Source organism: Dietzia sp. NPDC055340 (assembly GCF_053645335.1).
In genome coordinates this window covers 185,037-192,866 of the sequence record NZ_JBSHML010000006.1, presented here as the reverse complement: position 1 = coordinate 192,866, position 7,830 = coordinate 185,037, and the positions used below count along the sequence as shown (strand labels likewise).

Genomic DNA, 7,830 nt, shown 5'->3' with positions numbered 1-7,830 from the left:
CCACGCGTGACAGCGTGGCGGGGCCGCCCTTGATGCGGTCGGTTCAGAACACCTCGAAGGCGTAACCGATCAGCCCTATCACCAGTAGTAGGACGACGACGACGACAACCACGATCCACACGTATGCACCCGTTTTGCCGGGCTGAGGAGTCGGGCTCTGCTCCATCGTCTCGGATTCGGACACGCGCTCGGTGCCGGCGTGATCCGGGGTCTGCGGTTCGCCGGGCGCGCCGGCGGGGCCGGGCTTCCCGGTCTCCGGGTGCTCGTGGGGGCCGGAGTCTGACGGGCGGGCGTTGCTCATATCGCACCTCTCGATCGACTGGGTGCAGACGCTAGGGGCCGATCGGCACACCTTCCACCGGACGACCGAGCACGACCGCGCCCGGGCCGACGCCGTCGTGGATACCGATGAGCAGTTCCGCGACCGACCACGCGGTGATCGCGGAGGTGCGGCCGCCGGAGTCGGGGTCGAGGGAGTTCTCGAAACTCATCTCGTAGCTGCCCATCCGTGATTCCCATTCCACGACGTGGCGGGTGCGGGTGACCCGGGGGTCCGCCAACACGATCACCTCGACGAGGTCGAGCCCGAGCGTCGCCAACGCGAGAGCGACGGACGCGTTTGACGTGCGCGGGTACTCCAGGGCCGCCTCGCGAGCGCTCCCGCGGAACACCTCGCGGTGCTCGGACAGCCCGCCCTCCACGCCCAGCGCCGCGGGGCTCTTGATGGTGTAGTGGCGCAGGCGGGCGTCGGCGGTGCCGGCCCGGGCGGCGGCCGCCAGTACATCCAGCCCGCCGACGGCGCCGGCGGGCACGAGCACCCGGCCCGCGCGAGCCACGCCGGGCCCGGTCGAACCACCGATCAGGTCACGGGGATTCTCGTGTCGGGCGAAGACCCCGCACGAGCACACGATGATGTCCTTGCCGGCGGCCGTGACCCGCGGGATGTACTCCTCCGCAGCGGCGACCGTGGTGGCCTCCACCACCACGTCGGCCGCGGCGACCGCCCGGTCGAACTCGGCCTCCGTACTGTCCGACCGCAGCACGCTGACCAGCTGCGCGTCGGGAACCCGCCCGTCCGCGATCGCCTCGACCACGGCTCCGCCGATCGCGCCGGAACCGATCACGGCCACGTGCAGCGGCCGATCTGATGCGACGGGGAAAGGCGGCGGAGGGGTCATACCCGGCAACCGTACCCAGTCCCCGGCTGCCCGGCCCGGAAAGCCGTCGGCGGCTGCCCGGGGCTGGCAGGGAGGGCCGAGAGGGTGGACTTAGCCGATGCGTGAGTCGAGCTCCGCCTGCATACGGCGCATTCCCCGGAGCCAACGTTCCGGCTGGGTGGCGCGCGTGGCGTAGAACGTCGCGACCTCCGGGTGGGGGAGGATGTAGAACTCCTCGCCGTGCAAGGCGGTGATCACGTCCTCGGCCACCTGTTCCGGGGCGAGCACGTCGTCGCCGAACACCACCTCACCCACCGTGCCCCCGGGGAGCAACGGTGTCCGCACGCCCTGCGGGCACAGGCACTGCACGGTCAGCCCGCGGTCACCGTAGGTCACCGACAGCCACTCGGCGTAGGCGACGGCCGCGTGCTTGGAAACCGAATACGGCGCGCTGCCCAGCATGGTGAGCAGGCCCGCGGCCGAGGCGGTCACCACCAGCCGTCCCGCGCCCCGTTCGAGCCAGTCCGGCAGCAGCTGGTCGGCGGCGTGAACGTGCGCCATCACGTTGACGGCGAACGAGCGCTCCCACGCGGCCGGGCCTGCGTCGGCCCCCGTCTCGATGCCGGCGTTGGCGAAGTACGCGTCGACGCGGCCCAAGTGCTCGCGGGCCCCGGAGACCAGGGCGGCCACGCCGTCGGCTGAGGCGGCGTCGCCGGGCAGGGCGAGCGCGCCGATCTCGTGTGCGGTGGCCTCGCAGGCGGCCGCGTCGAGGTCGTTGACCACCACGCGCGCCCCGGCCGCGGCCAGCCGACGGGCAAGGGCCCGACCGATGCCACTGCCGGCGCCGGTGACGACCACACCCGCCCCCTCCAACCACGCGGGATCTGTCATCCGGGGTGAACCGGCAGGGGGATGGCTCATGACTGACTCCTGTGGTGGGAAGGCGAACTGTGGTCGTCGCCGGTGTCGGGGCCCGCGCCTGTGAGGCCGCCTCGCTTGGCTAGGTGCGGCGCAGCTCGCGACGGAGCAACTTGCCTGTCGCGGTCTTGGGGATGTCGTCCATGATCTCGACCTCCCGCGGGTACTTGTACGCAGCCATCCTGGCCTTGCAGTGCTCGATCAATTCCTCCGGTGTGGCCGTGGTGCCAGGGCGAACGCTGACGAACGCCTTCACCGTCTCGCCGCGATACTCGTCGGGAACACCCACCACCGCGGCCTCCCGGACGGCCGGATGCTCGTAGAGCACGTCCTCGACCTCACGCGGCCAGACCTTGTAGCCCGAGGCATTGATCTGGTCCTTCTTGCGGTCGACGATGTAGAACCAGCCGTCGGCGTCCATGTACCCGACGTCGCCTGTCTTGAGTACGCCGCCCGGAAGCCCGTCGGCCGTCGCCTCGGGCTTGTTCCAGTACCCCGCGACCACCTGCGGCCCGGCGGTCACGAGCTCCCCGACCTCACCGGGCGGGACATCCTGACCGGACTCGTCGACGATGCGGACGACGGTGTTGTAGACCGGGACACCGACGGAGGTGGCCCCGGTGGCCTCGTCGACCGGGGCGCGGACCCCGAACGGCACACCGTGCGACGGCGAGGTGGTCTCCGTCAGTCCGTAGATGTTGTGGATGTAGTGACCGAACTTGTCCTCGAACGCCCGGATGGTGCTCGGAGGGATGGGCGCGCCGCCGGAGTAGATCTTGGTGAGCGTGGCCAGCGACTCCGGGCGTACGTCCGGGGCGTTCATCAGCGCGATGAACACGGTGATCGAACCGACCGTGAACGTGGCCTTGTGCTCTTCGATGGTCCGGAGGGTCTCCGTGGGATCCATCCTGCCCATGAGCACGAGCGGGGCGCCGGTGAGCAGCGCTACCGCGATGTGTCCGACCAGGCCGGTGATGTGGAACAGCGGGGCCACACCCAACACCACGTCGGACGAGTCGAGGCCGATCCAGTCCCGATAGGTCTGGGCGTTGAACACGACGTTCCGGTGGGTCGTCATGGCGCCCTTGGGCGGGCCGGTCGTCCCCGAGGTGTAGGTGAGGAACGCGATCGAGTCGGCGTTCAGCTCGGGGGCGGGCGGGGTCTGGCCCCGGTACTTCTCCAGCATCGTGGCCATGTCGACGGTGTCGGGGCAGTCGATCCTGGTCGCACCGGCCAGTGGCCCCCGATTCGCGGACTGGTACTCCAGCTCGGACGTGGTGATGACCGTCCGGACGTCGGTCGCGTCCACGACCAGCGCTGCCACATCCCGGTAGAGATCCTGCATCGACACCAGCACCGTCGCCCCCGAGTCCCGGAGGATCTCGGTGAGTTCGCGCGCCCGGTACATCGGGTTGGCCGAGACGGCGATGCCTCCGGCCTTCCATATCCCCAACTGGGCGATCACGAACTGCGGGATGTTCTGGGCGTAGATCACCACGCGCTCCCCGGCGTTGAAGCCGGCGTCGAGAATGCCCGCGGCAAAGGCGTCCGACAGTTCGTCGAGCTCCCGGGCGGAGATGGCGTTGTCGTAATACTCGATGAGCGGTCCGTCGCCCACGCGCTGTGCTGTGGCCGCGAACATCTCCAGGGCGGTCTCGAACTCGGTCTCGATCGAATGACGTGACGGGTCCGGGTATCGGTCCAGCCAGATCTTGTCGTCGTAAGCGCTGGTCACCGCAGCACCACCGGGTTCACCGGCGCGCCCGTGCCCTCGACGATGTTGAGCGGGGCGGCGGTGTACAGGAAGTCCCACCGGCCGTCCCCGGCGCAGGCCTCGGCGAGGGCATCCATGTCACAGATCTCGGTGAGCACGATGCCCAGGTTGCGCATGAGTGCGCAGTGGAGGGGGAGCATCACGCCGGACACCGGATCCTTGGTGACCTCGTTGGCGATCGTGTCGGTCACGAGGTTGGGGATCTCCATCTCGTTGAACCAGTCCACGAGCTCGGGCGAGTAGGTGAGGCCGGGCTCCACGAAGTTCTCGTAGAACTCCTCGCCCGTCACCGAGTAGAAGTACGTCATGAAACCAGTGCGGATGAGGAGGATGTCGCGCTTCTCGATGGTCACGCCCTGGGCTTCGGCGGCCTCCAGGAGATCGGTGTGGCTGAACGTCTCGCCCTTGTCGAGCCACTTCTTGCCGCGGTGGCGGGCCATGTCGATGAGCACTCCACGGCCAGCGACGCCACGCTCGGCGATCGGCTGGACCGAGGCCTTCTTGTTGCCGCCGACAGTGGTCCGCGCGTCGTAGCCGTTCCAGATCTGACCGTCGTACCAGACGTGGCCCAGCGCGTCGTACTGCGTCGAACCCTGAAGGAAAATCTCCGCCTTGTCGTCGGAGTAGTGCAGGCCGCCTGCGAAATCAGGTGCGCCCTCCTTGCCCTCGTCCCACGAGGACTCGTCGAGGACGTTGACGCGCCTGGTGCCCTCCCGGCCCGGGAACACCGGGTCGCCATGAGGATGGCCCATCGGGATCTGCAGCGTGAACACCTGACCGGACTTCACATACTGCACTCCGCGCAGCACCTCGTCGGAGCCGAGGTAGTTGAGAGCGCCGACCTCGTCGTCGTCACCCCACTTGCCCCAGTTCTTCGGTGAATCCTTCAGGAGCTCGCCCATGCCCGGGGCATCGTGATCGTGGCTCATATCGACTGGTCCTCTCGCGTGGATGAAATGCTACTGAACGGTCCGAGCGCTCACTCGGTCAGTTCATTGTGATGAGCGTCTCACCGCAAGGACGGCGCGTCAAGTGTTCTCGGGGAACCGGATCACACGGGATGGGCGGCGCGGGCGGGTGTTCGAGGCCAGGGGTGGCGCGGCGGAAGCGGGGTTCAGTTCGACTGAACTACCAGGTCAGTGGCGGTACTGCATCATGGATAGGGCGAGACGGGCGTAATCGCGCGCCAGCTCCGCCGGGTCGCTGGCCTGATCGGCGCCCGTCCAGGAGGGCGGGGCGAGGCACATCGTGAGAATTGCGTCGACTGCGAGTTCAGGTTCAGTATTGCTGAAACTCCCGGACTCGACGGCCTGGAGGGCAGCCGCCTGGAGGGTGGCGCGGATATCACCGTTATCCGGGTCCGAGCCGCCGGCCAACGGGACGCCCGCCCGGTACGACTCGGTCACCATCACGAATGCCAGTGCGCGGCGCTCCTCCCGGAACAGCACCAGCGCCTCCACCATGTTCGAGAACCCCCCGGCTGCGCCCGCGGCATCTGCGGCGGCCGCGTTCAAACGCCACCCGAGATCGGCGTGCGCCCGGGAGATCAACTCGATCAGTAGATGCTTCTTGCTCGGATAGTGGTGATAGATGCCGGCGACGCTGATGTCGGCGCCGGTGGCGATCAGCCGCATCGTGGCCCCGTGGTAGCCGGTCTCGCGGAAGACCTCGACCGCGGACGCGAGCACGGAATCCAGATTGATGTCGTCGAACGATCGCCAGCCCGAGCCTTCCGCCGGCGGTTGGGGCGTGGCTGTGTTCACGGCGGCTCGTCGAGGCCGGACCAGCCGGGCCGCGGGCACCCCGAGAGCGTCGGAGATGTGGCTCAGTCGATCGACGGTCACGCCGACCTTGCCGTTCTCGATCGCGCTCATCGTGCCGGTGCTGACGTTGATCGCGGTGGCCAGTCGGCGCAGGGTGAGTCCGGCATCGAGGCGGGCGGCACGGATGGCGCTTCCTGTATCGGCACGGGTGGCCTGTTCGGGCATGCTGAACACAGTACGAGAGTGTGGCCGTCCGCAGAGGCAGTGTCCGTGACCGGCTGTCCGGGAATCGGCCGGGAGGGTGACGGAGTGGGTCACACTGCAGGAATGAACGCCGAGGACGAGAACTGCCGCAGGGCGCCGGTCGCGCAGGTCGGCGCGACGCATGAGTCCGTGCTGGCGGCCTTTCAGGCCGCGGTGGCCGCGGGGCCGGATCTGCCCGCGATCCACTATTTCGACACCACTATGTCGTGGCAGGACGTGGACAGGGCCTCGGATGCCGTCGCCGCGCTCCTCGCCGCTCGCGGATTCAGCGCCGGTGACCGGCTCGCCCTGTGCGTGCAGAACAATCCGGCGTTCGTCATCGGACTTCTCGCGGCATGGAAATCGCGGGGAACGGTCGCCCTGGTCAGTCCCATGAGTAAGAGGTCGGAGTTCGCGCTCGCCGTGGCGGACCTCGACCCGACTGCGCTCCTCTGTCTCGATGACGTCTATGAGGATGTGGCGCGACACGTCCTCGGCACGCGATCCGCGCGGGTGCCGATCGTGCTCACCGTGTCGCCCCTGGATTTCCAGACACGCGATGACCCGCGCATGTTCGAGCAATGCCGGCGACGCGATCCCGCCGACACGATCGATCTGGCCAGGGTGGTCGAGGCGCGGACGGCGCGCGTGGCGGAGGCGGCCCGGGCGGGCACGGTGTCGTCGTCGTCCGGGTCCGGGTCCGGGTCCGAACCGGTGCCGGAGCCGTCGACGCGCGAGGTCGACAACTGCGCCGACCGACAGCTCGGCGCAGTGCGGATCGCTCCGAACGACGTGGCCGTGATCGCGCCGACGTCCGGGACCACCGGAGCGCCGAAGGGTGCGATGCTCACCCACCGCAATCTGCTGGTCAGCGCGCAGGTCTACCGCGACTGGTCGGGGCTCGTCGCGGGGGAGCCGGTCCTGGCGATGTCGCCACTCTTTCACGTGACCGGGCTCGTCGGGGCGGCCATCCTGGCGATGGTCACCCGCTCGCCGATCGTGCTCACGCACCGGTTCGGTTCGGCGGTGATCGCGGATGCGATAGAGGAACGGCGTCCGGCGTTCGGGATCGCCGCGATCACCGCGTACAAGGCGCTCGCGGCGGAGCCGACCATCACCGCCGGGCGATTGGCGCCGCTGCGGATCAGATTCTCGGGCGGGCTGCCGATCGACCCGGACGTGGTGGACGAGCTCGAGGAGCGGCTCGGCGGTTACATCCACAACGCGTACGGCCAGACCGAGACCGCGTCGCCGTCGCACCTCGTTCCCTACGGGCAGCGCGCGCCGGTCGACCCCGAGACGGGTGTGCTCTCGGTGGGGATCCCGGTCCCGGGGACGACCGTGGCGGTGGTGGACGAGGCGGGGCGGCCGGTGCCCCCCGGGGCGTTCGGCGAGATCATGACGTCCGGGCCCCAGGTGATGGCCGGATATTGGCGACGACCCGACGCCACCGCGGACGCCCTCGGCACGGGGATGTTCGCGACAGGGGACATCGGGTTTGTCGACGACGACGGGTGGCTCTTCGTCGTGGACCGCTCCAGCGACGTGATCAACGCCGCCGGCTACAAGATCTGGCCCTACGAAGTTGAACAGGTGCTCTCGGCGCATGCCGCTGTGGAAGAAGTCGCCGTGGTGGATATCGCCGATGAGTACCGCGGGCAGTCCGCGCGGGCCTATGTCGCGTTGCGCGACGGGGAGATGGCCACCGCCGCGGAGTTGATCGAGTACTGCCGGGCCCGGATGGCGGCCTACAAGTATCCGCGCGAGGTGGAGATCGTGGATGCGTTGCCGCGGACCGTCACGGGGAAAATCCTGCGCCGCAGGCTGCGCGAGAACTGAACGCGCCCGAGCTTCCGGCTCGGTGGGCTGATCGCGGCCGGCCCCTGGCGTCGCCGTGCGCCGATTTTCCGAGAAACTGTTGCGTCCGTCACGTTGCGCATGTAATCCTGGTCACAACTTGACGCGGCGTCAAGTT

The 7,830-nt window shown here is 68.8% G+C and carries 7 protein-coding genes; 1 reads left to right on the top strand and 6 read right to left on the bottom strand.

Features of this window, described 5'->3' with window-relative positions:
- Positions 1-43 precede the first annotated feature (43 nt).
- From ACWIFB_RS06555 to ACWIFB_RS06530, 6 genes are all read right to left on the bottom strand, one after another.
- On the bottom strand, positions 44-301 hold the full coding sequence (locus ACWIFB_RS06555) for a hypothetical protein (RefSeq protein WP_454057700.1): 258 nt from the start codon (positions 299-301) through the stop codon (positions 44-46).
- A gap of 31 nt (positions 302-332) precedes the next feature.
- Positions 333-1,178 carry an aspartate dehydrogenase domain-containing protein gene (locus ACWIFB_RS06550; protein WP_454057699.1) on the bottom strand — a complete coding sequence of 282 codons (846 nt, stop codon included), beginning with the start codon at positions 1,176-1,178 and terminating at the stop codon, positions 333-335.
- Positions 1,179-1,268: 90 nt separating this feature from the next.
- Positions 1,269-2,078, bottom strand: coding sequence for an SDR family oxidoreductase (locus ACWIFB_RS06545; RefSeq protein WP_454057698.1), 810 nt, complete (start codon positions 2,076-2,078; stop codon positions 1,269-1,271).
- A gap of 79 nt (positions 2,079-2,157) precedes the next feature.
- Complete coding sequence (locus ACWIFB_RS06540) at positions 2,158-3,810, bottom strand: class I adenylate-forming enzyme family protein (protein WP_454057697.1); 1,653 nt, start codon at positions 3,808-3,810, stop codon at positions 2,158-2,160.
- Positions 3,807-4,778, bottom strand: a complete 972-nt coding sequence (locus ACWIFB_RS06535) for a cyclase family protein (RefSeq protein ID WP_454057696.1) — start codon at positions 4,776-4,778, stop codon at positions 3,807-3,809. Before ACWIFB_RS06535 ends, ACWIFB_RS06540 begins: the two co-directional genes overlap by 4 nt.
- Before the next feature lie 207 nt (positions 4,779-4,985).
- The gene (locus tag ACWIFB_RS06530; protein WP_454057695.1) at positions 4,986-5,837 is read right to left on the bottom strand and encodes a TetR family transcriptional regulator; all 852 of its coding nucleotides are present in this window, start codon (positions 5,835-5,837) and stop codon (positions 4,986-4,988) included.
- 102 nt (positions 5,838-5,939) lie between these two features.
- Between ACWIFB_RS06530 and ACWIFB_RS06525 the strand changes: the two genes are divergently transcribed.
- On the top strand, positions 5,940-7,694 hold the full coding sequence (locus ACWIFB_RS06525) for a class I adenylate-forming enzyme family protein (RefSeq protein WP_454057694.1): 1,755 nt from the start codon (positions 5,940-5,942) through the stop codon (positions 7,692-7,694).
- Positions 7,695-7,830 lie beyond the last annotated feature (136 nt).

Excerpts from the sequence above, each read along its gene's own strand:
- ACWIFB_RS06535 (WP_454057696.1), bottom strand. The coding sequence starts at position 4,778 with ATGAGCCACGATCACGATGCCCCGGGCATGGGCGAGCTCCTGAAGGAT.
- ACWIFB_RS06525 (WP_454057694.1), top strand. The coding sequence starts at position 5,940 with ATGAACGCCGAGGACGAGAACTGCCGCAGGGCGCCGGTCGCGCAGGTC.
- ACWIFB_RS06530 (WP_454057695.1), bottom strand. The coding sequence starts at position 5,837 with ATGCCCGAACAGGCCACCCGTGCCGATACAGGAAGCGCCATCCGTGCC.
- ACWIFB_RS06550 (WP_454057699.1), bottom strand. The coding sequence starts at position 1,178 with ATGACCCCTCCGCCGCCTTTCCCCGTCGCATCAGATCGGCCGCTGCAC.
- ACWIFB_RS06555 (WP_454057700.1), bottom strand. The coding sequence starts at position 301 with ATGAGCAACGCCCGCCCGTCAGACTCCGGCCCCCACGAGCACCCGGAG.
- ACWIFB_RS06545 (WP_454057698.1), bottom strand. The coding sequence starts at position 2,078 with ATGAGCCATCCCCCTGCCGGTTCACCCCGGATGACAGATCCCGCGTGG.